The sequence below is a fragment of the Henriciella sp. AS95 genome (genome assembly GCF_038900055.1).
In the GTDB taxonomy this organism is placed as follows: domain Bacteria; phylum Pseudomonadota; class Alphaproteobacteria; order Caulobacterales; family Hyphomonadaceae; genus Henriciella.
On record NZ_JBBMQM010000001.1, the window covers coordinates 2,346,660 to 2,370,062 of the forward strand.

The following is a 23,403-nucleotide window of genomic DNA, read 5'->3' on the forward strand; positions in this document are numbered from 1 at the left end:
CATTTTTACTGGTCTGCGCCTGGCGCGGACGGAATGAACTCAGCATCCGGCATTGGCGGTGCGGGCGGCGTCAGGTTCGGATCGGTTGGCAAACTATCTGGAATTGATGTGTCTGCTGGGTTTTCGAAGATTCGTCTCAAAATTCCGGGCGTCACGGCCGAAAGCGGATTGATTGCCACTTGCGCCTTATCCGGCGAACCACGAACCGAATAGGTCAGCGAGAAAATGCCCTCGCCATCGCGGCCGACGAACAGGTCGCCAATAATTGGCACTCCACCCAGCATCGAGTTGACGCCAAAGCTCGGCACGAGAACGCCGCTGATGCGAATTTCGTTCGATGATTGATCAAACCAACCATTCATGGTCAGCCCAAGTGCTGGCCCGTTGGCACGGGCACCTTCAACGATAAACCGCTCGCCCGCGATTGTGACTGGAACATCGATATTGGTGAATAATACCCCTTCCCCGCTGAGCGTGTCGGCGAGGCCGCGAAGTGACGCGAGAGACAAAACCTGCGTAAGAAACGGGGCTTCCTGCATGCGAACATTGTCGAGAGACAAGCGCAGGCGCGCTGGCTCGTTGCCACGCGATAGCGTGCCCGACAATTCAAGTGATCCACCGGACAGAAAGTCCTGACCCAGCATGCCGGTCATGAAGAACCCCGCATCATCGCTCTTCAGCTCGACATAAGCGGCGTCATCGATTGTTGGCCCTTTGTAAACTGCCTGAATGCTGCCGCCACCATTGCCGATAAGGCCGTTCGCGAAAACCTGGCGCACACCTGATTTGCTACTTTCAAAGGCGAGACTGGCGTCGGTCAGGTCTAACCCCTTGCGCAACCGAAGCGTGTCGAGACGCGCATCCAGCTTCAACGGAAATGCGATACTTCCCGCACCACCAGCCGCGCTGAAGTCTCCGAAGAATGCACTCGCATCCAGAAAGGCGCCGCTGAGCGTGCTTTCGAATGTGTCGTCGTCTGTACGACTGATCGTACCGCTGACATCGAGAAAGTCCTTGAGAAACGCATGACGCACATTCAGCGATTGCAGTTGACCGGTGTCGGCGAGCTCAACGTCACCGTCGAACTTCGCTTGCTCGCTATTGAAAACAAATGTGGATGCCGAACTTTCGCTCTTGGCGTCGTAAGACACCGTTGCCTGAGCGGGCTGGCCAGCGGGCTTGATCCATCCAACCTCAGAAACATCGATCCGGCTTTGCTGAAGCTCAAACCCGACCTCCACGCTGTCTACGCCTTCGGAAGATACCAGCGCCTGCAGCTCCACGGGAATGTCACCACTGACATAGGCTCTGCCGATGAAACCGAAACGGTTGAGAAAATCTGGCGAGATAAACGCGCTGGCAGACAGGTTGGCAGGCAGGCCGTCATCGTCGAGATCATCACGCCAGGTGAATTGAACCGGCGCCGGCCCGACATCGCCAAAACCGGTCAGAATAAGATTGTTGTCGGAGAACTGCAGCTCTACTTCACCAGCGGTGAGGTCGAGGCCTGGCACGACGTTTTTCAGTCCAGCGTCCTGGATTGTGCCCGAAACCGTGATGTCGACCTCTTCCATCGGAACATTCTCAAGAGCCGGCCGGAACATTTCGAAAGTCATTTCCGCATCGCCGGAAATGCGATCCGGGTCGAAGCCCGACTTGGCTTCGATCTGCAAACGGGAGTCGGACAAGATGCGCATAGCTTCTACTGCGGGGCCCTGCCCTCGAGCGAATACCCTGAACAACTCGCCTTTTGGATTGAACTTGGAGAACTGGACAGCCCCCTCGCTCAACCGCCAACCGCCATATTCCCCGCTATTCAGCTGAACGGAGAACCCATTTCCGGTCAGTTTAGCAGAACCGACACCGTCGTTGACCGGTGGAAAATCTTCCAGGAAGCGCACTTCTGCGTCTTCGACGAAAAAACTGACCTCCAGATCCTCGTCGCGGAGAAAGCCTTCAGCGAAACTATCCGGTTTCAGGCTAAGCCGGACATCGCCAGCTGTGGCCTTGCCGTTGGTAATGTTGCGAACGGTGAAGCGTCGCGCGCCTTCTCCGAGGGTTTCGGGCCAGAAGTCGAGGGTCTGCTGGACCGACAGCTCCCCGTCGATTTCTCCGGTAATATCAAGAAAGGCTGGAAATGACCCTGTAACGTCATCGTCGTTCGGCAAACGCGCTGTCAATTCGCCAGAAAACTTTGTGCCTGCGGTCGTATAATCGAACGAGTCCAAGGTGAGCTGATCAAAGCCCGTGCTTATAGCGCCGTCGAGAGATACGTTTCGGAAGTCCCAGGCTTTGGGGAAATACGGCGTAAAATCCAGAGATACATCGTCGGACGTCAGATCGAATTCGATTGGTGTATCGCTGGAAACAGCGTGCTGAATCAAGCCTGAGAACGTGGCCTCAACTCGTTCGGACGATAAAGTGGCGGAGTTGACCTGAATCTCGTCCTCCGCTGGATCATAGGCCACGTCGAATACCAGATCGTCTATGTCAAACGAGTTTCCACCAAACTGAAGTTCACCATCCTGCGCTTCAGCTTTTAAGCCAAATTGGGTAAAGCCCTGGCCCGGCTCGAACATGAAAACAAAAGTTATATCGGCCGGGAAGCCGGAAACCCTTCCCTCCGTCGCGCCCAGGCGGGACGCAAGGTCTCCAAGGCTCCAGTTTACGATTCCCACATCCAGACCGAGCCTGTCATAATCTGTCGGTACCCGCATGACGGCATCAAGATCGCCCGGCAGTCCAATGCCGCTCCCGCTTCCTTGCAGGCTTATCTGCAGGCCCCCTTCATCGCGGATCAGCGCCCCTGATGCGGACGCCATTGTCCCGAGCTCATCGCCATCGGCCTGAACGAAGCGAAGCTCAAAATCTGCGATGGATGCGCGCTCCAGTGACCCCGTTCCGCGGGTGGCCTTCAAACCCCCAAGAATATCACCGAGCACTCGATCACTCAGACTCAACCATTGTTCAGCGGTTTCCGGAAGGCCTCTCGCCTCGAACTCAGGAAGCGGCTCGCCAGCAAATGTCCATTGCGTCGGAGACGTCTGCTGCACCCGGGCCCAGCCGCCTTCCAACTCCGTTTGAAGAACTTCCGCTTTACCGAAAACAAGTGATCCTGCATCGAGCGTAATGATAGCGCGGTCCGCTTCGCCGGCTGTCTCCCCGCTCTGGTCAGAAAGTTTGAGATTGTCGGCGGCGACGATCATCTGACGGTCTGATGGCGACCATTGAAGCGTCAGGCGTTCGATCGAAACGTCTCGCCCATCACGGGCTTCTTCCAGCGCCCGTTCAACGTCAGCCTTGAAAATATTGAGCTCAACCGGACCGCTTGCCAGCAAAAAGGCGAGGATAACAACTGCCGCGACCGCCAGCAGAAGAATTCCGCCGATCAGCTCAAGCGTTACGACTGTGGCAGTTTGTCGAACCAAATCAGCCTTTCCTCTCGAATTCGATCATCAAAATACGCTAGGACCTTATTGAAGCAGAAATAGGACAAATCCAATCATGACTGCAGCTCTGGCAGAAGGCGGTAAAGCGCCGAAACTCGAACTCCCGGCGACCGGCGAATCAAACCTCAAAGTTCCGACTGATGGTGGTCTGGTCCTCTTTTTTTACCCGAAAGACAACACTCCGGGCTGCACGAATGAAGCCAAGGATTTTAGTGCCTTGAAGGCTGACTTCGCTGAGAAAGGCTATGAAGTCGTTGGCATATCGCGCGATTCCCTCGCATCACATGAAAAGTTTATCGCCAAACAGGAACTCACGATACGCTTGGCCAGCGACGAAGACGGCGCGGCTTGCGAAGCGTTTGGAGTCTGGGTCGAAAAGAACATGTACGGACGCAAATACATGGGAATCGAGCGTTCAACCTTCATCATCAGTCCTGACGGCGTGATTCGGAGTGTCTGGCGCAAGGTGAAAGTCAAAGAACATGCAAAAACAGTTCTGACCACAATTTAGGCAAAGCGATTGATGGGACTCATCTTTTTCCCGTTTCTTAAGCGCTGTTTTACCTCGCTGTGAAAAAAGTCGGAAGAAATGTGGAATCGTACCCTTTTCGCAACAGGGCGAATTGAGTTACTACTGTTTGCAGCTGGGGAGCGGTCGTAGTGATTACGACAGATTAGAGTACACGAAGGGCAGGCGCGTAAATGAAAAAGAAGACGATGAAGGTTCGCGAACTTTTCAGTCGCCTCTTCCCCGAGCGTCAAATCTATCACCGTAGTGGTGGCACCGTTCGCTACTTTACTATCTCTCCCTCCCAACAGGCCATTCTTGCTGCTGCGGTTGCAGCGGCTGTCGGCTGGTCCCTCTACGCCACTGCAAATCTGGTCTTCATGCCAAAGCAAGGCGTTGTCGCCAGCGGCCAATACGAAATCGACAAATATGAAAGATGGGTGCAGGAACTTCGCGCACGCGACGCGCTTTCACGCTCCCAACTTGTCGAACGTACCGAAGCTTTCCAGGACGCCACCGTTAATTTCGAGCGCCGGCATCAGACACTTGAAACCCTTCTGAATACCCTCAAAAATGGCGGCGAACTCGAGGCAGCAGCCCTGCGCGGCAATGATGCCCCCCTTCTCGTGAACGCGTCTATCGATGAAGCCGACCGTCGCCAGTCACGTCCATCGGACAGCTTTCAGGAAGGCGACGCAACGAATGTTGGCCTTCGTGGTCAGATCGGTGAAATTCAGAGAGAACAACAGGCGTTTCTCGACGAGGTCGAGGAAATCGCCGTCGAGCGCGCTGAAGAAGCAAGAGGCGTGCTTCGCCTGACCGCCGTCGGCAGCAACCGCATAGGTAACAACCAGGAAATGGGCGGTCCGGTCGTCGAATTTGCCAGCCTTGCCAAAGGCGAATTCAATACGCCCGAAGAAGCCGCTTTTGCCGAGCGCGTTGCACAAGTTGCGGCCCGAATGGAAGAAGCTCGTTATTACGAAGAAGTCGTTTCGAATCTTCCTCTCGCAGACCCAGTGGGTGTCAATTGGCGGCTCACGTCTAATTACGGTCTGCGTGTTGACCCGTTCAATAAGCGTCCAGGCTGGCACAATGGTGTCGACATTGGCGCCTATTGGAATGCACCCATTACAGCGACCGGCCCTGGTGTCGTCAGCTTCGCGGGAACGCGCTCCGGCTACGGGCGCCTCGTGGAGGTCGACCACGGCCACGGCTTCAAGTCGCGTTATGCTCACCTCAAGCGCATCAATGTGAAAAAAGGTGACCCGATTGCGATTGGCGATGTCGTAGGTGCCATGGGCTCAACTGGCCGAAGCACTGGGCCACACCTCCATTATGAGGTATGGTTCAATGATAAACCCTACGATCCAGTAGAATTTCTGAAGGCGGGTAAGCATGTTCACCAAAACTAACAAAGATACAGACGCAGCCACTCCAAGTGGAAATCCTGCGCAGGACGCAATTCGTGGAGCGGCATCGAAGCCAACGGCTCGCTCCGCCGCCTCGATCATTTGCGGCGACATGGAAATCAACGGTTCGATTTCATCCGAAGGCGCTTTGCAGATCGACGGCACTGTCGACGGTGACGTTAATGCGGCAGATATCACAATCGGAGCAAGCGGACGCGTTGTCGGTGAAGTGCGCGCTGAGGCTGTAAAGGTCAAAGGTGAAGTCCGCGGCTCGATCCGCGCGCGCAAGGTTGAACTGGAAACCGGCGCCAAAGTCCACGGCGACATTATTCACTCGTCCCTCAGCATTCAGCCAAACGCCATGTTTGAAGGCCAGGTGAAGCACGATCAGGATCCGCTTCAGAGCTCCGCGCCTAAAGCTGCAAACTCTGACAAGTCGTCGACGACGTCTAGCTCGTCTTCGCCGTCGGGTAGCACGAGCGCCGGTTCTACGGTCCGACCGTTCGGTGGCTCATCGTCGACGGCTGTTTCCTAAAGCCTTTAAGCTTCAGAGACCTCAATTTAGGAAGGCGCCCTTCGCATAGTTTGCGAAGGGCGTTTTTTTTATTCGTCTGCGCCTGCATCCACACCAACTGAATGGGCAAGAGCTGCGCTCAGGAAATCATCCAGATTGCCATCCAGAACGCCGGAAGTATCAGACGTTTCGTGATTGGTGCGCAGGTCTTTCACGAGTTGATAGGGTTGCAGCACATATGAGCGAATTTGATGCCCCCAACCTATGTCGGATTTGGAGTCGTGACTGTCCTGTACCGCCTCGCGGCGCTTCTGGAGTTCCAGCTCGTAGAGTTTGGACCGCAACATTTCCCACGCTTTCGCTCGGTTCTGGTGCTGCGATCGTCCAGCCTGACACGCGACAACGATACCGGTGGGGTCATGCGTCAAACGAACCGCAGAATCGGTCTTGTTGACGTGCTGCCCCCCTGCCCCGGATGAGCGATACGTGTCCGTTCGCACGTCAGATGGGTCGATGTCGATTTCGATCGACTCATCAATGACCGGCGACACTGTCACCGAAGCGAAAGATGTATGCCTGCGTGCAGACGAATCGTACGGAGAAATCCTGACAAGGCGGTGCACGCCTGTTTCCGATTTCAGCCAGCCATATGCATTGTGCCCCGAGATCAGAAGCGTAGCGGACTTGATGCCCGCCTCGTCCCCATCATGGGCGTCTTCTTCTTCGACCTTGTAGCCATTTTTTTCTGCCCACCGCACATACATGCGCCGTAACATTGATGCCCAGTCCTGGCTTTCAGTCCCGCCAGCGCCCGCATTAATCTGCATGTAGCAGTCGTTCGCATCGACCTCTCCGGACAGGAGTGCCTGCAGTTCAGCCTTCGCCGCTTTTTCCCGTGTAGCAGTCAGAGACGCCCTGACTTCATCGACCATGGCCTCATCACCGTCTGCCAGTTCGAGAAGCTCTGCGCCATCGTCGACTTCTCGCTCCAGCGCCAGAACCAGCTTGATGCCATCATCGAGCCGCTGGCGTTCAGCCATCAGCTTGCGGGCCTCTTCGGGGTCATTCCAAAATTCAGGCTGTTCAGAAAGCGCGTTCAGTTCATCCAGGCGTTTTTCAGCGACGTCCCAGTCAAAGACGCCTCCTCAGCAGCTCGCTGGACTGCTTGATTTCCTCAAGGAGGGAGTTGATTTCGGTGGACATGATGAGCCTTGATTAAAAGTCGAAAATTGAACGTCAGGCGATGCACAATTCAGCGCACGGCGTCAATAAATGTCGCTCAGGCTTTCGTCAGCCACATCGTCTGGCGTGTCTTCCGGATCAAACGGCAGCCCTTCCGAAAATGGATCACTGGTATCGCCCTCATTCCCCTCGGACGCGCCGCGATTGCCGGATATTGAAAAACCGCCGCGGTCATCGAAGACAGCCCCGGGTTCGGTGCCGGGTCGGAACGCTTCAACGATAATTTCGCCAGAACCGCCTGTCGGCAGGCCGCCCGTGTCATGATCAACGGAAACCAGGCGCACGCCGGGCGGAATACGGAATGGCAAAGCCGGTTCATCGGCAAGCGCCTTTTCCATAAACTCAGTGAAGATCACACCAGCAACAGAGCCACCGGCCTCGCCTTCTCCAAGTGTCTTAGGTGTATCGAACCCAACCCAGATGCCAACAACCAGGTCAGGAGAAAATCCAAAGGTCAGGGCGTCGACATAATCGTTGGTTGTGCCTGTCTTGGCAGCCAGAGGCTTGCCAATTCGGGCGGCTCGTCGCGCCGTCCCGCGTTCGACCACACCTTCAAGCATATGCACGATCTGATACGCAATGATCGGATCGACAAGTTGCTCTCTATTGTCTGGGAGTTCGGGGGGCAGTTCACCGTCCCACTCTTCCGCAGCGCATCCTTCGCAGGGACGTGTGTCATGTTTGTACATCGTGGTGCCATGACGATCCTGAACGCGGTCCAGAAGCGTCGGGGTTACTTCCTTGCCGCCATTCACGAATGCCGCATAACCCTTTGCCAGACGCCACGGCGTTGTCTCCCCTGAACCAAGAGACATGGCTGGGTATGGCGGCAAGTCGTCGTACAGTCCGAACCGCTCTGCAAACTCGGACACAGCCGGCATACCAATATCCACCGCAACGCGCGCAGTGACTTGGTTGAAAGACCGCTCCAGCGCCGTGCGCATCGTCACTTCACCGTAGGAGCGTCCGGCGGAATAGTTTTCCGGCTTCCAGGTCTCATCAGTAAATTCGTCATAGTAGACGAAAGGAGCGTCGAGGATTCGCGTCGATGGCGTGTAGCCATTCTCCAGTGCGGCACCGTAGACGAATGGCTTGAAGGATGAACCTGGCTGACGCACGGCTTGAGTAACCCGATTGAACGGGCTCTTGAAGAAGGAATACCCACCGACCATTGCGAGAACGCGTCCTGTATGCGGATCCAGCGCAACGATCGCGCCTTCCACTGCGGGAACCTGCCTGAGAATAGCGGTCTTGGCGGGGACGTATATCCAGTCGTCTTCCGCAGCGTCGTCGTCGGCAGCGCCGCTTTCGTCGCTTCCCGGTCGACGTTCTTCGGTACGCTCGACTTCGACCAGGACAACATCGCCCTTGCTCAAGCCACTGCGTCCGGTGTCAGCGTCCTTGAATCCTTTGGCCCACTCCACGTCCTCCTTGGAGATGGATGTCATCCGGGCATCATTCAGTGTAACTGTCGCGCCGCTGTTCGACACTTGCGTGATCATTCCGGCTTCCCAGGTGCCGAAACCGGGTGGCAAGGTCAGGTCACGCAGCTGCTCGGCAACATTTCCGTCTGGATCGACTGTTGCGAATGGGCCGCGATACCCGTGGCGGCGGTCATAGGATTCCAGGCCGTTTTGCAGGGCTTCTTGCGCTTCCAGCTGCAGTGTCGTGTCAATCGTCGTGCGAATTGACAATCCGCCCCGTTGTAGCGCTTCTTCTCCGTATTGCTCGATAAGCTGCTTCCGCAGTTCCTGCACGAAATAAGTCGCGGCCGCGTACTCGGGTCCCCGCAGGCGTTCGGTTACTTCAAGCGGGCGTTCTTTTGCAGCTTCGGCCTCTTCGTTCGAAATGTATCCATCTTCGACCATCCGCGAGAGCACATAATTGCGCCGCGCGAGCAATCTCTCTGGTCGACGATATGGGTTCACTGCAGATGGCGCTTTGGCAAGAGATGCCAGGATCGCGGCTTCGGAAAGATTCAGTTCTGGCAGTGACTTGTTGAAATAGAGCAACGCGGCCGAACCCACACCATAGGAGCGGGCACCGAGATAGATCTCATTCAGGTAAAGTTCGATGATCTCGTCTTTTGTGAATGCCTTTTCCATTCGCCGCGCGATTATGGCTTCCTTGACCTTGCGCTGAATCGTCTGGTCACGGGTTAGCAGCATGTTCTTGGCGACCTGCTGGGTAATCGTCGAACCACCTTGCAGATTTCCTCCACCGGTCAGCTTGATCTTCGCCGAGTTGATCGCGCCCCGCAGGATGCCGACATAGTCCAGGCCGCTATGCGAGAAGAACTTCTTGTCCTCCGCGGCAACAAAAGCCTGAACGACATGATCTGGAATTGATTCGATCGGCACGAAGACCCGATGTTCTTCAGCGAATTCGGCGATGAGTGTGCCGTCACCGGCATGGACGCGGGACGTGATCGGTGGCTCGTAGGATGCCAGTCGCTGGTGCGATGGCAGGTCACGGGCTAGCGACGCCACCCACAGAAACAACGCTATAAAACAGAGCGCTACCAGGATAAAAATCCCGATCGCCACACGCCGTGCAAGCTTCCAGGTCAGAAACCGCTTCTTCGCTGTCTCGTCAGTCATTTGAATTCCAGTCTGCGCTAAACCCTGCTGAATGCGCTATGTCGCAACACAGTCTGGCCAGACTAAGGCGCTCGCCTGTCAGGTGAAAGCCAAAATGGCCTAATTTGCTGCATAGAGCAGATCACGCTGTTCAAAATAGGTATCGATGGCAGAGGCGATTGCAGCGGCTGATTTGCGCTGTCCGGATTCGGAACCAAGTCGAGCCACATCGCTGCGATTGGTCAGAAATCCAACTTCCACCAGAACCGCAGGAACGTCCGGCGCCAGCAGAACGAAAAAGTTTTCTCTACGGTGACTATTGCGAACGACCGGACCTGCCTTCGCGAGTTCTGGAATGAGCATCTCCGCAAAAACCGAAGAGTTTGATTTGGTTTCGCGTCGGATCAGATCAGCAAGGATGCCAGAAACTTCGACAGTGGTTCCGTCTTCAATCGGCAGATCCCATCCATTCGTCTTGGCGGTTCCATCAATTCGCCGCTCTCCACGTGATGACAGGGTGTAGACCGTAGCGCCCGAGACCGCCGAATTACCGGCTGCGTCCGCATGCACAGAGATAAATAGGTCGGCGCCCCAATTTCTGGCTTTGGAAACACGCACCTCGTGATCGACATACACATCAGTCTCGCGTGTCATATACACTTCATACCGAGCGTTACGCTCAAGCAATTCCTTTAATTTCAGGGATGTGGAAAGAACGATATTCTTCTCACGCTTCTGATTGTGACTGGACGCGCCGGGATCTTTGCCCCCGTGTCCAGGGTCAATAACGATGACGTATTTGTCGGGGCGCGAAGCGCCGATCGCTGGCTCAGGTGCACGCCTCGCCAATGACGCCATTTGCGCTCTGTAAGTTTGTTTTGCACCGGCCTGTGCGGTAACCGCCCGCTCAAATCGGACGGGCGCAACCCGCACCAGGTCAATGACAAGGCGGTAGTTGCGTTCAAGCGTTGTTGGAGACAGATTCAACGTCCGCGACACCATCATTGGTGTCATCAGACTGAACACCACCTCGTCATCTCTAATTTCATAAGACTCAACCGCTCCCCCAGGCGGCGGCGTCGCTGCATTTGACAGCACGACAGATCCCGGAAGCAATACCTCAACCTGAGCGACACCGCCTGGTTGAGCCAGAAAGGAGCCATGCTCAATAGGTTCTGAGGTCGTGAGTGTGATTCGCGTGTGCTCGGTGTCCCCTGAAACCTGTATCGCGCTTATCTCTCCGGCATGGGCGCTCATCACGACAAGCGCGGCAAACAAAGCTGAGACAAGATATCGAATTCCGGGAATCACTTACACACCTTAATCCATTCGCTCACCCATTTCAGCGTGATGCCACATTGATGATTAATCCGACATTTACCGATCACTCGGCGACTGTGTTTTTTCTTTTTTATGACATTTTCTTCTTTTCATCTGTGTCGGCTTTGGGCATGTTCATGCCAACCCGGATATTCGGGCGAACAAAATCCCCGACAGGCGCGTGATCGAGCTTAGTCCCTCGCAGGCTGCCAGGTTGGAAACGGATACCAAACAATGGCTCTCGGACCCATACAATCAGCATTCAGAGTAGCGCCTTTCGGCGCGCGATGCCTTGTGTCCTCGAGCACCCTGAAAAACATTCCTGGCGTTTGCCGCACATCCATCCTCTACGGGAGGTGGAACGCGCCGCCAGTTCACAAGGCGATTACATATGAGCAAATTGATGCTGATCGATGCCGTTCACCCGGAAGAGACCCGGGTAGCGCTCGTTTCGAACGGCCGGGTTGACGACTTCGATTTTGAGACAACCGGCAAGGAACAACTCCGCGGCAATATTTACCTGGCTAAAGTTACCCGCGTAGAGCCCTCCCTGCAGGCCTGTTTCGTAGAATACGGTGGAAACCGTCACGGCTTCCTCGCTTTTAGCGAAATCCATCCTGACTATTACCAACTTCCGCAGGAAGACCGCGAGGCCCTTCTCGCCGATGCGGCTCGGGCGGCGGCTGAAGCCGCTGATGATGATCTTGAGGCGGACGATCCGGACGATGATGACGACAATAAGAAGTCGCTCATGGACGCCGACGATGACGACGCGGAGGGATCCGAAGACGCCGATGACGATAATAATGATAGCGAAGATGCTGCGCCGAAGCGAAAGCCGCGCACAAATCTGAAGCGATACAAGATTCAGGAAGTTATCCGCCGCCGGCAGGTCATGCTGGTTCAGGTGGTCAAGGAAGAGCGCGGCAACAAAGGCGCAGCGCTGACGACCTTCCTGTCCCTCGCCGGTCGCTACAGCGTTTTGATGCCGAACACGCCGCGTGGCGGAGGTATCTCACGCAAGATTTCGAATGGCGCGGACCGTAAGCGTCTAAAGGACATCATGAGCAGCCTGGATGTGCCAACCGGCATGGGCCTCATCGTGCGTACAGCGGGCGCGAAACGCACGAAAACTGATATCCGCCGCGACTATGAGTATCTCCAGAAGCTCTGGGACAATATACGCTCAAAAACGCTTGAATCGATCGCACCTTGCCTGATCCACGAGGAAGGTGGACTGGTGCACCGAGCCATGCGGGACATGTTCGACAAGGACATCGAAGAAGTCGTCATCCACGGACAACACGCCTATCGCGAGGCGAAAGACCTCTCGAAGATGATCATGCCCACACAGGCGCGGAAGGTGAAACAGTGGAAGTCCACGTCGCCACTCTTTGTTTCCGAAGGCGTAGAAGAGCAGCTGGATTCAATTTTCTCGCCCACTGTTCAGATGAAGTCGGGCGGCTATCTCGTTATCAACCAGACCGAAGCGCTCGTCGCGATCGACGTTAACTCCGGCAAATCGACCCGCGAACGTAATATCGAACAGACAGCGCTACGAACCAATCTGGAAGCGGCCGAGGAAGCCTGCCGCCAGATGCGACTGCGCGATCTCGCTGGCCTTGTTGTTATCGACTTCATCGACATGGAGGAGAACAAGAACAACCGGGCCGTAGAGAAGAAGCTGAAAGAGTGTCTCAAGATAGATCGCGCTCGCGTGCAGATGGGCAAAATCTCGCAATTTGGCCTGATGGAAATTTCACGTCAGCGTCGACGCGCGGGTGTGCTTCAGGCAACGTCTGATCCATGTGATGCCTGCAAGGGCACCGGACGCAGACGTTCGGTGCCCTCGGCGGCTCTTCAATTGCTCCGGGCGCTCGAAGCGCGCGCGGCGAGCGGCGGCCTCGCTTCCATCACGGTTCACGCCCCAACCGATGTTGCTCTCTACCTGCTGAACAGCAAGCGAGAGGCCGTTACAGACATCGAAGATACAGCCGGATTTGCCATTTCCGTGCGCTCTTCGGACGAGCTCCTCCCTGGCGATTTCAAGATCGATGCGGAGAAAGATCCGAACCAGAAGTCTCGTCGCAAGTCGAAGAACGCTGAGCGAGCCAAGCACATCGTTGGCGATGAAGATGATGACAAGCTTCCGAATGACACGGATGACGAAGAAGAAGATGTCGCTGCAGAGAGTGCCGACGACGGCGATAATGAAGACACATCGCCTCAATCCAGTGACAGTGGTTCGTCAAAAAAACGGCGCCGTCGTGGTCGCCGCGGTGGGCGTCGTCGGCGTCGGGAAACCAAGCCGATCGTTCCTGCAGATGGCGGCGCTCTGTTAGATGGTCTGGCCGTTAGCGCGCCTGCTATGCTGGATGATGAGCCCCCTGCCCTTCCCGATCCAGATCAGATGAACCAGTCGACCGCGTCACAGCCGCAACTGGCCAAGACGGTCGCGCTGGAGGCTGAAAAGGCAGACGATCCAAACACGACGACAAATGGCGACGGTCAGACGGAACCCAAGTCGGAAGCACCGAAAAAGCGCCGTCCGCGCCGCCGTCGCTCAAGCAACAAGGCCGAAGCGAAAACGCCGGATACAAATACCAAATCCGAAACTTCGCAGGATGCACCAGCGCCGGCGCCTTCTGAACCGGAAGAGACGCCTGCGAAAGCGCCGTCCAAGTCCAGCACTGGCCCAAAACCGGCGGAAGACAGCGTGGTTGAAGCTCCAAAAGACGACGAAAAGTCACCCGATCCTGCTGAGTCTGCACCTGAAGAGTCGCAAAAGCCGCCAATGACCGCACAGGTCTATGAAGCCGACAAACCTGTTGCTAGCGAACCTGTGCTCACAACCGGCGACGGTGAAAAGAAAGAAAGCCAGCCAAAGAAACGCGGTTGGTGGTCTCGCGGTCGATAGCTGGAACTGACCTATGAAGAACTAAGTCGGCTTGGCCGCGGCGATACGGTCGCGTGCCATCCGGTCGGCCACCAGATGCGTTGGCTCATCACCTGCGAGCGCCTCGTCGAGGACGCGACCTAGCGTGTCGATGAGTGTGTCGAGTTTGCCGATGACCCATTCGCGGGAGTACTCGCCAGAAATCTCTGCGGCGACATTGATGATCCCGCCCCCGTTAATGACATAGTCGGGCGCGTACAGAATGCCTCGTTCCTTGACGGCGTATCCCATCTCAGGCGTCGCAAGCTGATTGTTAGCCCCGCCAGCGATCACTTTCGTTTTCAAACGCGGAAGCGTCTCCGAATTTATGATTGCCCCAAGCGCGTTAGGCGAAAAGATATCCGCCTCGACGTCGTAAATATCCGCGGGCGCAACGATTTCAGCGCCGGTGCGCGAACGCACTGCTTCCAGTTCAGCCTGGTCGATATCGGCGATGATCAGCTTTGCGCCCTCCTCGGCGAGATGATCGCACAGATAGCCACCAACGGACCCAACGCCCTGAACCGCAATTCTGCGATCTTTCAGCTCGTCTGAACCAAACGCTCGGGCCGCGCATGCCTTGATGCCGCGGTAAATGCCAAGTGCAGTCGTCGGCGAGGGATCACCGCTAGCGGCGGCCCCGGTATCGAGGCCCGCGACGTATTGGGTCTGGCTGGCGACAATGCCGATATCACTGGTATCGATCCCGACATCTTCGGCCGTGTAGTATGCGCCGTTCAGCGTCTCGATCGCGCGGCCAAAAGCTTCGAAAAGCGCCTTCGACTTATCAGTTTTTGAATTGCCCCAGATAACAGCTTTGCCGCCCCCCAATGGCAGGTCGGCCATCGCATTCTTGAAGCTCATTCCCTGTGACAGGCGAAGCGCGTCGCGTAGCGCTTGTTCGCCGGTTTCGTAATTCCACATGCGGCACCCACCGGCGGCAGGTCCTCTCGCTGTCGAATGAATGGCAATGATAGCTCTAAGGCCGGAAGCCTCATCTTCGAAAAAATGGACGCCTTCGTGGTGATCGTAAGAAGGATGGTCGAACATGGAGCACTCCGCTTGGTCTTGGCTGCGCCATAACGTGCCTGCCGGTACGGTCAACCCGCATCTTCATCGTAGGGGCACATCAGACACGCCCGAAGGCAGCACCGCAGAATGATCGTGCAGAAATGCGAGAATATCCGCAAAAACGACCTCTGATTGCAGGTCTCTGAGCAACATATGGTATCCAGCGGGATAATAAGCTGTACGCACATGTGCCGGCAATGTGCCGGCCGTTCGCTTCATGGCCGATTGGGGGATTACGATGTCCTTGCCGCCATAGGTCAATAAGACCGGGACGGATGGGGATAGATTCGGCGCTGCTTTGTGCGCCGCCTCCATAAGCGAGACCACTCCATAGACCTGATCAATGCGATTGTCCTTTAGCGTCAAAGGATCAAACCACATCTCGCGAAGCATCTCGATATTATCCGACGGCTCAATCTTCACGCCTTTCGGTGGCCGCACCACCCAGCCGGGGCGCACATGCGCCGAAAGCCACAGGCTGCTACGATAAAGCCAGTTAAGCGCACCCCAGCCGCGAACGCCGGGGCCCGAAAGGATCAGTCGATCAACCCCTTCTGGAGGGTTATCAGAGCCAAACACCGTCATTGCGACAGCGCCGCCCATGGATATGCCCACCACCCCAATCGGCGTATTGGGATGCCGCTGCTTCGCCACTTCAATTGCGGTCCGCAGGTCCTGCTGCATCAGCGCCTGATCTGGCCACAAACCACGGTTCTCTGAACGCCCAAATCCACGCTGGTCGTAAGCGTACGTTGTGACGCCGCGCTCAGCGAGCCATGGCGCCAACATGTGAAACGCATTGGCGTAATCATTCATGCCGTGAAGTCCGACAATGATATAGTCCGGGTCGGCGTCCGCCGCACTCCACACTGTGAGACCGAGTTCAGCCCCATCGAAGCTGACGAACCGGTCTGTAGCCGGATAGAATTGCGGATCAGTTTGAGTTGTCATATTTGAGGGCGTCTGAATCTGGGGCGTTGCGCAGGCTGCGAGCGCTAGAAGAATGAAGGCGAATAGCGATCTCATTACAGTAGAGTTCTGATACGCCTGCGAAGTTCCGGCAAGACTTCACTTTCGAACCAGGGATTGCGTTTTAGCCAGCCATTGTTTCGCCAACTTGGGTGCGGCGTCGGCAACACCCCACTCTGAAGGTGCGTCCGCCAGTTTTTCACCGTTTCCGTCAGAGTCTTTTCGGCGGCGGGTCCCAGGTGCCAACGCTGCGCATAGCCTCCAATCGCCAAAACCAATTTCAAATTTGGAAGCCGTTCGAGCAATGCCGGGCGCCATGTGGGGGCGCACACTCGCATCGGCGGCAAGTCACCGCCATTTTTGTCATAACCGGGAAAACAGAAGCCCATCGGGACGATCGATATGCGCGTCTCGTCATAAAACTCCTCGTCACTCACATCCATCCACTCACGCAGTCTGACGCCGGAGGGGTCAGCGAAAGGTTTGGACTTCACGTCCGCCAGGTTGCCGGGTGCCTGGCTGGCGACCAGAATTCGCGCATTTTGATGAGCCCGAAGGATCGGGTTGGGCGCCCGTTGCATGTCGTCCTTGCAAAGGGTGCAAGCGCGGACCTTGTCGAGAAACGGTTGAAGTTCACATGTCACCAAAGCAACTTGATGACACCCGGCTCCAATTCAAGGATATTAGACATGAGTGACGACAGCATTGATCTGGTCATCGAGAGTCGGCGGAGGGACCTCGGAGATGGATTTCATGTTCGTCGCATTCTGCCGTATCACAAGCGGCGGATGGTCGGCCCATTCATTTTCTTCGACCACTTCGGTCCCGCTCAATTTGCGCCGGGCGAGGGAATGGATGTTCGCCCTCATCCCCATATCGGCCTTGCCACCGTCACCTACCTCTTCGATGGGGCTATTGCCCACAAGGATACGGTCGGATCCGACATCATTATCCGCCCCGGCGCGGTCAACTGGATGGTGGCCGGTAATGGCATCGTGCACTCTGAACGTACTCCGCCTGAGGAACGCGCAGCCGGGATGACGATTCACGGTATCCAGACTTGGGTTGCACTCCCGAAGGACTATGAAACTTGCGATCCGTCATTCACTCACCACCCGTCAGAATCGTTACCAGTCTTCGAACTTGGCGGCGCAACAGCAAGGCTTCTCGCTGGCGAAGCCTGGGGGCATCGTTCTCCCGTCGAGTTCCCATGGGGCATCTGGTACCTCGCAGTGGATGCCGCGGCGGTTGCCCGCTTTGATATTCCAGCAGACGCCGCTGAAGAGCGTGCGATTTATGTCGCTTCCGGCGCAGCGACCATATCCGGGCGCAACTTCTCTGAAGGCAATATGGCAGTGCTGAGGCCCGATTGTCCGGTAAATGTCGAAATGCGGCCGAACACCAAAATACTTCTGGCTGGCGGACAGAAGATGGATGGGACGCGCAAGATGGACTGGAACCTCGTCGCATCCGATGCTGCACTCATCGATGAAGCTCGGGAAGGATGGCGCGCTTCGGCGAAAGGCGGCTGGACTGGTACGCGGTTTTCACTCCCAGACGGCGAAGATGAATACATCCCACTTCCCGAAGACCGGTAGCCTTCCATTCGCTGCAAAACCCGTTGCTTGTGGGCAATGATTGCCTATGCAACAAAGTGAGCAAATAGACATCTATGGAGACGATTCATGAAGCGCATGCTCTGGCCCGCCATTTCCCTTGTGGCTCTGGCCGCCTGTTCAGCAGAGACCGCCGAGACAGCTGATCCAGTTGAACCGGACTCTGGCGACGCCGTAGAAGCGGAAGCAACCGAAACGGAAACGGCAACGAACGATCTCCTCCTCCCGCTTCCGGATGCCACCAGCACGGACATTACCGCAGACGACCTCGCAATCCGCATCGAGACGCTCGCCGATGACGCTTTTGAGGGGCGCGGCCCAGGAAGTGAAGCCGGCGAGAACGCGCCTGAATGGATTGCTGCTGAAATGGAGCGCATCGGCCTCACACCTGGCGGCGACAATGGAAGCTGGTTTCAGACGGTTGGCATGGTTGAGCAAACGCTCGACTCGACGGCATCAAGCCTGACCTTTGAAGGAGGCCGCTCAGGCGAAGCCTACCCGATGTCGTTGCCCACCGACGCCGTCCTCTGGACCAAACGCCAGAACGCACAGGAACTCGACTTTGACGATTCCGAACTCGTCTTCGTCGGCTACGGCGTGGTCGCACCGGAATATGACTGGAACGACTATGAGGGCGTCGATGCCGAAGGCAAGACCGTCGTTATGCTCGTCAATGATCCAGGCTTTGCGCGCGGAACCGACGATCTCTTCAACGGCAAGTCGATGACCTATTACGGCCGCTGGACCTACAAGTACGAAGAAGCTGCCCGACAGGGCGCTACGGGCGCGATCGTGATCCACGAAACGGCGCCTGCGTCCTATGGCTGGGATGTTGTTTCGAACTCATGGTCCGGCGCGCAAGCCGATCTTGTGCGTCCGAACGGCGGAGACGATCGCACGGTCTATGAATCGTGGATCACACAGGACGTTGCGCGCAAACTTTTCGCCGAAGCCAATCTGGATTTCGACGACTTGAAAGCCGCTGCTCAAGAGCCGGGCTTTACTGCAGTGGACATGGGCGACCTCACCGCGTCCGGCAAGATTGTACAAAGCGTCACCACCACTGAGTCGAAAAACGTTATCGGTGTCTTGCCCGGCACTGAAGCACCAGATGAGTACATGCTCTTCACTGCGCATTGGGATCATCTCGGCAAAAAAACGGGTGAGAAGACAGGGGCTCCCACAGAAGACTTTTACCGCGACGACATCTTCAACGGTGCGGTCGACAATGCCACTGGCTCCGCCGCCCTTCTTGAAATCGCAGAAGCAATGGCGGCTGAGCCGCATGCGCGCTCCGGCCTCTTTGTTTCGGTTACACTTGAAGAGTCCGGACTGCTTGGCTCGGCTTTCTACGCCGAAAATCCATCCGTTCCGCTCAATCAGGTCGTTGCCGGAATCAACATGGATGGCATGTTGCCCGTCGGGCGCACCAAGGACATGGTTGTTGTTGGCTACGGCGCCTCGGAACTTGAGGATATTCTGGCCGAGAAGCTGGCGGCGCAAGACCGTGTGGTAAAACCGGATACCAAGCCCGAAGCGGGCTATTTCTACCGCTCTGACCACATCTCACTAGCAAAGAAAGGCGTGCCGATGCTTTACGCAGACGGCGGCTCCGACAAGCGAGATGGCGGTGAAGCGGCAGGTATGGCCGCAGCAGAAGCCTACACCGCTCAGCGCTATCACAAGCCGATGGACGAGTATTCCGACACCTGGGATCTCTCAGGAATGGTCGAAGACATTACGGCGCTTTACGAAGTCGGGCTTGAAATCATCAATTCTGACGAATGGCCAACCTGGTACGAAGGCAATGAATTTGAATCCATCCGCAAGGCCTCCCTTGCTGGCGACGACGAGTAAACATTGCTTTCCTACCAACATGGATTTCACGCCGGAAACAGGGCTGATGTGTTCAAGCACTCGGTCCTGTTTTCAGTCCTGCAGATTGCGGCTCGGTCGCAGGAGAAATGGCTATACCTCGAAACCCATGCCGCGACCGGGACGTACGACCTGACTGGAAAGCAGTCGCTAAAGACGAATGAGGCCGCGCAAGGCGTGCTTCCGATGCTGGACCACGAAGCCCCCTGCCCCGAGATGGTGGACTGGTTGGCATTCGTACAATCTCGCGGACCAGAAGCATATCCTGGTTCACCGGCAATCGCTCAGCACTGTTTCAGACCGCAGGATCGGATGATCTTCTTTGAACGCCACCCTGCAGAATACAAGAAATTGCAGGCCGCATTGGCCAGCGATAATCGCACACGAGCGCTCGAAGAAGATGGCTATCAAGGCGCTTTGACCTTGCAGCCGCGCCGCGGCGAAAACATGCTGGTCTTTCTGGATCCGAGCTATGAGACTGAACGAGATATGGACGCGCTGGGCAATTGGCTCCCACGCGCCATGAAACGCTGGCCGAAGGCGACGTTTCTCGTCTGGCTACCCCTGTTTCGTGATGAGAGGGAACTTGAGTTCGGCCAGTATGTAGCCAGCCTGGACTACGGATTTGTCGCTGGTACGCGCTGGACAGAATTCTCGACCAAGGAATCAGCTCTGGAGGGTTCAGCCATCATCGGCTTGAGAACAACCCCGGCCATGGCTCGCCCGGCCTATCAGATCGGTGAAGCGCTCGAAGCGCTCTGGGCCTGATCAGGCGACGTTACGCTCGGCGGCGACGTCATCGGTGATGGCGCCGGCATCGTCATTACCGCTTTCAAGCAAAACCGACTTCGGCAAGGTCAAAACGGCGGTGGTTCCGACGCCCACTCGAGATTTGAGGATCACATCGCCTGCCATCAGACGTGCAAGGTGGCGACACAGCGTGAGGCCAAGCCCTGTTCCGCCGTGACTACGGTCGAGATCATTGTCCCCCTGATAAAACGCTTCGAACACGCGCTCCATCTTGTTCTCCGGAATACCGCGCCCAAAATCCCGAATTGCAATGAATGGGATGCCCGACGAATCGAGGCCAGCGCGTACAACCACTTTCTTGTCGGAGCGGTTAAACCGGATCGCATTGGTCATCAGATTGATAAGAATGCGCTTAATCGCTGTCTCATCAACCATCAGGTCAGACAGCTTGGCTGATACGGCCACATCGAATGAATCGAGGGTCGACTTGTTCTCAAAGCCCGCGGCGAGCGTAATGGCTTCAGAAAGCAATGCCTTGGTTTCGATCCGTTTCGGATTGATGGCAATGCGATCGAGTCCGACTTTGGAGTAGTCGATGATGTCGTTGATGAGGCGCAACAGATGCGTACCGCTTGCGTGAATATTGTCGGCATACTCACGGATTTCCTCGTTTGACAAACGAAGCTTGGAATCGCCCGTCATCAGTTTGGAGAATCCGAGAATAATGTTCATCGGCGTGCGTAATTCGTGGCTCATGGTCGAGAGGAAACGGCTTTTCGCCGCGTCCGCCTCAACAGCTTCGCGCTGCGCTTCAATCAGTTCGCGTTCGCGGGTTTTCAGGGCGGTAATGTCAGTGTGAACCACAACGACACCGCCCTGCCCGGTTTCGCGCGTCGACCGCATCAGCCAGCGGCCGCTTTTCAGAAGGACAGGGACAGATTCTTCCCCGGAAGCAAAGTCGGGGCGCTCAACACCGAACCAGTCCTTGTGCCGCTTGTTGGCGAGCAGCAGCTGGTTTTCATCATCATAAAATGCAAATGCGTCATTCGAGGAGTCGATCGCGTCCGTTAGCTTCTCGCGCGCACTTTCACTCTGGATGCTCTGGTCCATCATTTCAAAAACATGGCGATAATTCCGGAGACCACCGATGAGCAAGGCCGCCATGAATGAAAGTGCGAGCAATGACACTTGCAGAGCAAACGGTGAATCCATGGCAATGATGACGGCCATCATCACTAGCGTACTGCTGATCAGGAACCGCCCGCCGATACGTGAGACGGGGCCAAGGATCGACATGGTCCCCGCGCCCATCCCAGCAATAACAACACAGATAAAAAGGTTCGCCAGCTCATTTTCTGAACGGAAGAGCAGCGCGGACAGGCCCCAAACGACGCCAACCACCACAGTCGAAAACTCAGCTTTTCTCAGCAATCGCACCGAGGCGCGCGCCGGATTGGCTCGCTTTTTCAATCGCACCGATGCAAAAATCTGCATGGCCGAGAAGAATGCGACTGGAATATACCAGACAACTAGCTTCCAGAGCTCAACGTATTGAACAAATGCAGCGCAATATATCAGACCGTTAAACGCGCTTATCAGCGCCATCGGAACCAGGAGCTTGAGAAGCAGGCGCTGCATCTCTGCGTATACCCGTTCCTCGGTCCCCTTTTGGGGAACCGGCAGCTTGTGGAACAGCATCATCATCCACGTCGCAGCTTCTGGTTTTACGCTCATCTTAGAACCTGCGTAGGCTAATTTTATTAACTTTACGCAAAATCAGTTCTGGCAAATTCGCTAATCACAGCTCGCAATGTTTCTATGCCGTCGCAAAGTGGAAGAATTCTTGCAAAATAACTGCGGGAGCCTGTTGGCTAGTGAAGTAGGGTAAATTCAGGACCGCCATGCCGAAGCGTGTTGCAATCATTGGAGGTGGGCCGGCCGGGATTAGTCTGGCGAAAATGCTCGCTGATAAAGATGCGTTTCAGGTCACCGTCTTTGAATCTGAGAACGCTCCAGGCGGCAAGTCCTTCTCGGTCGTCCGTGGGGAATCCATCGTTGAGATGGGCACATGTTATCTGACCCGGGCCCATCGCATTGTAACGACCTGGATGAATGATGCTGACATTCACCTCGCCCGGATGAATGAACAGTCCTTTGATGGCGAGGATTTCCTCAAATATGTCAGGCGGGGTGCAGGTCCGCCATTGCCGGCGCAGATAATCAGCTTCCTCCTTGGACGCTGGCATCTTATGCGCGCCGTACAACAGAATCCGATCCCGCAATGGGCACTCGAACAAGCGGCACAGCCAGTGTCAGAGTGGCTACGCGCACGCAATCTGCACAAGATCGAACGCTTCATGTATCGCTCTCTGACCAATCTGGGCTACGGGTTTGTGGATGAGACCCCGACAGTCCAGGCCATGCGTTGGAATGACCTCGACCTTATCCTTACCGGACTCTTCCGGCAGCTGAAAATGCCTATTGAGGGTTGGTCGGCTTTCTGGACCAGACTGAGCGCCGATCTTGATGTCCGATTGGGACACCGCGCGTCTCGAATTGAACGAACGTCCCAAAGCGCGACAATCCATTTTGAGAATGGCGAAATGTTTGAAGCGGACCATGTCGTGTGCGCCATGCCGATCGACGATTTTGTAGCCCTGACAGACAGCACCCCGATGGAAGCTGAAGCAGCCTCTGCCATCACATGGAATGCGTACACGACGACGTTGATCGGCATGAAGGAGAAGTACGCAGACAGCCGCGTTGAGGCCTACAGCCGTGCTGTGGTTCCCGGTGCACCCTATGGGCGCCTGATGTCTGCGCGATATGAGGGATACGAGCCGGATCTTGGCGGACACCTCTATCTCACAGGACAGCTGGCGGGTTCGTATAGCGACGCAGAACTGGAAGAAATGCTGCGTGCCGACATCGCAGATCATGGCGGGGCCGTCGACAGTTTCATTCTTCAACGTACGTGGAAGTATTTTGCGCGTTATGACAGCGATGCCATTCGCAACGGTTTGCTGACGACGCTAAAGACGATGCAGGGTCATCGTAACACCTGGTACACCGGAGCTGCATTCTCGCATGAAGCCGTTTCCAACATTGTGAACTTCAATGCTGGACTCGCAGCAAAAATTCAGGCCACAGCCTAGCCGTTCAGGAA

General features: G+C 56.0%; 16 protein-coding genes. 8 read left to right on the forward strand and 8 right to left on the reverse strand.

All coding sequences use genetic code 11. From position 1 onward, the window contains the following. Positions 1-5: 5 nt before the first annotated feature. Entirely contained in the window at positions 6-3,428 is a 3,423-nt protein-coding gene (locus WNY37_RS11655) for a DUF3971 domain-containing protein (RefSeq protein WP_342973562.1), read from the reverse strand. A 76-nt stretch (positions 3,429-3,504) separates the two neighbouring features. Here WNY37_RS11655 and WNY37_RS11660 point away from each other — a divergent pair, with 76 nt between their 5' ends. From WNY37_RS11660 to WNY37_RS11670, 3 genes are all read left to right on the forward strand, one after another. Continuing rightward, positions 3,505-3,960: a peroxiredoxin gene (locus WNY37_RS11660; protein WP_342973563.1), complete on the forward strand. Its 456-nt coding sequence runs from the start codon at positions 3,505-3,507 to the stop codon at positions 3,958-3,960. Positions 3,961-4,151: 191 nt separating this feature from the next. Further along, on the forward strand, positions 4,152-5,369 hold the full coding sequence (locus WNY37_RS11665) for a M23 family metallopeptidase (protein WP_342973564.1): 1,218 nt from the start codon (positions 4,152-4,154) through the stop codon (positions 5,367-5,369). Further along, positions 5,353-5,901: a polymer-forming cytoskeletal protein gene (locus tag WNY37_RS11670; RefSeq protein WP_342973565.1), complete on the forward strand. Its 549-nt coding sequence runs from the start codon at positions 5,353-5,355 to the stop codon at positions 5,899-5,901. Before WNY37_RS11665 ends, WNY37_RS11670 begins: the two co-directional genes overlap by 17 nt. Before the next feature lie 68 nt (positions 5,902-5,969). On the opposite strand, the gene prfB is transcribed toward WNY37_RS11670, so the two are convergent. The 3 genes from prfB to WNY37_RS11685 form a co-directional block, all read right to left on the reverse strand. Next, a protein-coding gene (prfB, locus tag WNY37_RS11675) for a peptide chain release factor 2 (protein ID WP_342973566.1) occupies positions 5,970-7,083 on the reverse strand; the annotation gives its coding sequence in 2 pieces (ribosomal slippage) (positions 5,970-7,013 and positions 7,015-7,083; 1,113 coding nt in all). A 62-nt stretch (positions 7,084-7,145) separates the two neighbouring features. After that, entirely contained in the window at positions 7,146-9,722 is a 2,577-nt protein-coding gene (locus tag WNY37_RS11680; RefSeq protein WP_342973567.1) for a penicillin-binding protein 1A, read from the reverse strand. Between the two features lie 99 nt (positions 9,723-9,821). Continuing rightward, entirely contained in the window at positions 9,822-11,012 is a 1,191-nt protein-coding gene (locus WNY37_RS11685) for an N-acetylmuramoyl-L-alanine amidase (RefSeq protein ID WP_342973568.1), read from the reverse strand. A 400-nt stretch (positions 11,013-11,412) separates the two neighbouring features. On the opposite strand from WNY37_RS11685, the gene WNY37_RS11690 reads away from it, so the two are divergent. After that, a complete protein-coding gene (locus WNY37_RS11690; protein WP_342973569.1) occupies positions 11,413-13,938 on the forward strand; it encodes an Rne/Rng family ribonuclease in 2,526 nt (841 codons plus the stop codon). 21 nt (positions 13,939-13,959) lie between these two features. Here WNY37_RS11690 and WNY37_RS11695 read toward each other — a convergent pair whose 3' ends face one another. The 3 genes from WNY37_RS11695 to WNY37_RS11705 all read right to left on the reverse strand — a co-directional run bounded on the left by WNY37_RS11695 (position 13,960) and on the right by WNY37_RS11705 (position 16,577). After that, on the reverse strand, positions 13,960-15,006 hold the full coding sequence (locus tag WNY37_RS11695) for a Glu/Leu/Phe/Val dehydrogenase (RefSeq protein WP_342973570.1): 1,047 nt from the start codon (positions 15,004-15,006) through the stop codon (positions 13,960-13,962). A 63-nt stretch (positions 15,007-15,069) separates the two neighbouring features. After that, entirely contained in the window at positions 15,070-15,978 is a 909-nt protein-coding gene (locus tag WNY37_RS11700) for a lysophospholipase (protein WP_342973571.1), read from the reverse strand. Between the two features lie 74 nt (positions 15,979-16,052). Beyond that, positions 16,053-16,577, reverse strand: coding sequence for a uracil-DNA glycosylase family protein (locus tag WNY37_RS11705; RefSeq protein ID WP_342973572.1), 525 nt, complete (start codon positions 16,575-16,577; stop codon positions 16,053-16,055). 108 nt (positions 16,578-16,685) lie between these two features. On the opposite strand from WNY37_RS11705, the gene WNY37_RS11710 reads away from it, so the two are divergent. The 3 genes from WNY37_RS11710 to rlmJ all read left to right on the forward strand — a co-directional run bounded on the left by WNY37_RS11710 (position 16,686) and on the right by rlmJ (position 20,255). Next, positions 16,686-17,594 carry a pirin family protein gene (locus WNY37_RS11710; RefSeq protein WP_342973573.1) on the forward strand — a complete coding sequence of 303 codons (909 nt, stop codon included), beginning with the start codon at positions 16,686-16,688 and terminating at the stop codon, positions 17,592-17,594. An 87-nt stretch (positions 17,595-17,681) separates the two neighbouring features. Next, positions 17,682-19,469, forward strand: a complete 1,788-nt coding sequence (locus tag WNY37_RS11715) for a M28 family metallopeptidase (RefSeq protein WP_342973574.1) — start codon at positions 17,682-17,684, stop codon at positions 19,467-19,469. Between the two features lie 48 nt (positions 19,470-19,517). Beyond that, the gene (rlmJ, locus tag WNY37_RS11720; RefSeq protein ID WP_342973575.1) at positions 19,518-20,255 is read left to right on the forward strand and encodes a 23S rRNA (adenine(2030)-N(6))-methyltransferase RlmJ; all 738 of its coding nucleotides are present in this window, start codon (positions 19,518-19,520) and stop codon (positions 20,253-20,255) included. Here rlmJ and WNY37_RS11725 read toward each other — a convergent pair whose 3' ends face one another. After that, positions 20,256-21,971 carry an ATP-binding protein gene (locus WNY37_RS11725; protein ID WP_342973576.1) on the reverse strand — a complete coding sequence of 572 codons (1,716 nt, stop codon included), beginning with the start codon at positions 21,969-21,971 and terminating at the stop codon, positions 20,256-20,258. It lies immediately after the preceding gene. 167 nt (positions 21,972-22,138) lie between these two features. Here WNY37_RS11725 and WNY37_RS11730 point away from each other — a divergent pair, with 167 nt between their 5' ends. Further along, complete coding sequence (locus WNY37_RS11730) at positions 22,139-23,392, forward strand: FAD-dependent oxidoreductase (protein WP_342973577.1); 1,254 nt, start codon at positions 22,139-22,141, stop codon at positions 23,390-23,392. The last annotated feature ends 11 nt before the right edge of the window (positions 23,393-23,403 follow it).

Bases quoted from the DNA above. Each gene is read 5' to 3' on its own strand.
- WNY37_RS11700 (WP_342973571.1), bottom strand. From the start codon at position 15,978: ATGACAACTCAAACTGATCCGCAATTCTATCCGGCTACAGACCGGTTC.
- WNY37_RS11690 (WP_342973569.1), top strand. From the start codon at position 11,413: ATGAGCAAATTGATGCTGATCGATGCCGTTCACCCGGAAGAGACCCGG.
- WNY37_RS11715 (WP_342973574.1), top strand. From the start codon at position 17,682: ATGAAGCGCATGCTCTGGCCCGCCATTTCCCTTGTGGCTCTGGCCGCC.
- WNY37_RS11680 (WP_342973567.1), bottom strand. From the start codon at position 9,722: ATGACTGACGAGACAGCGAAGAAGCGGTTTCTGACCTGGAAGCTTGCA.
- WNY37_RS11660 (WP_342973563.1), top strand. From the start codon at position 3,505: ATGACTGCAGCTCTGGCAGAAGGCGGTAAAGCGCCGAAACTCGAACTC.
- WNY37_RS11670 (WP_342973565.1), top strand. From the start codon at position 5,353: ATGTTCACCAAAACTAACAAAGATACAGACGCAGCCACTCCAAGTGGA.
- WNY37_RS11710 (WP_342973573.1), top strand. From the start codon at position 16,686: ATGAGTGACGACAGCATTGATCTGGTCATCGAGAGTCGGCGGAGGGAC.
- WNY37_RS11695 (WP_342973570.1), bottom strand. From the start codon at position 15,006: ATGTTCGACCATCCTTCTTACGATCACCACGAAGGCGTCCATTTTTTC.
- WNY37_RS11705 (WP_342973572.1), bottom strand. From the start codon at position 16,577: ATGCAACGGGCGCCCAACCCGATCCTTCGGGCTCATCAAAATGCGCGA.
- WNY37_RS11730 (WP_342973577.1), top strand. From the start codon at position 22,139: ATGCCGAAGCGTGTTGCAATCATTGGAGGTGGGCCGGCCGGGATTAGT.
- WNY37_RS11665 (WP_342973564.1), top strand. From the start codon at position 4,152: ATGAAAAAGAAGACGATGAAGGTTCGCGAACTTTTCAGTCGCCTCTTC.
- WNY37_RS11725 (WP_342973576.1), bottom strand. From the start codon at position 21,971: ATGAGCGTAAAACCAGAAGCTGCGACGTGGATGATGATGCTGTTCCAC.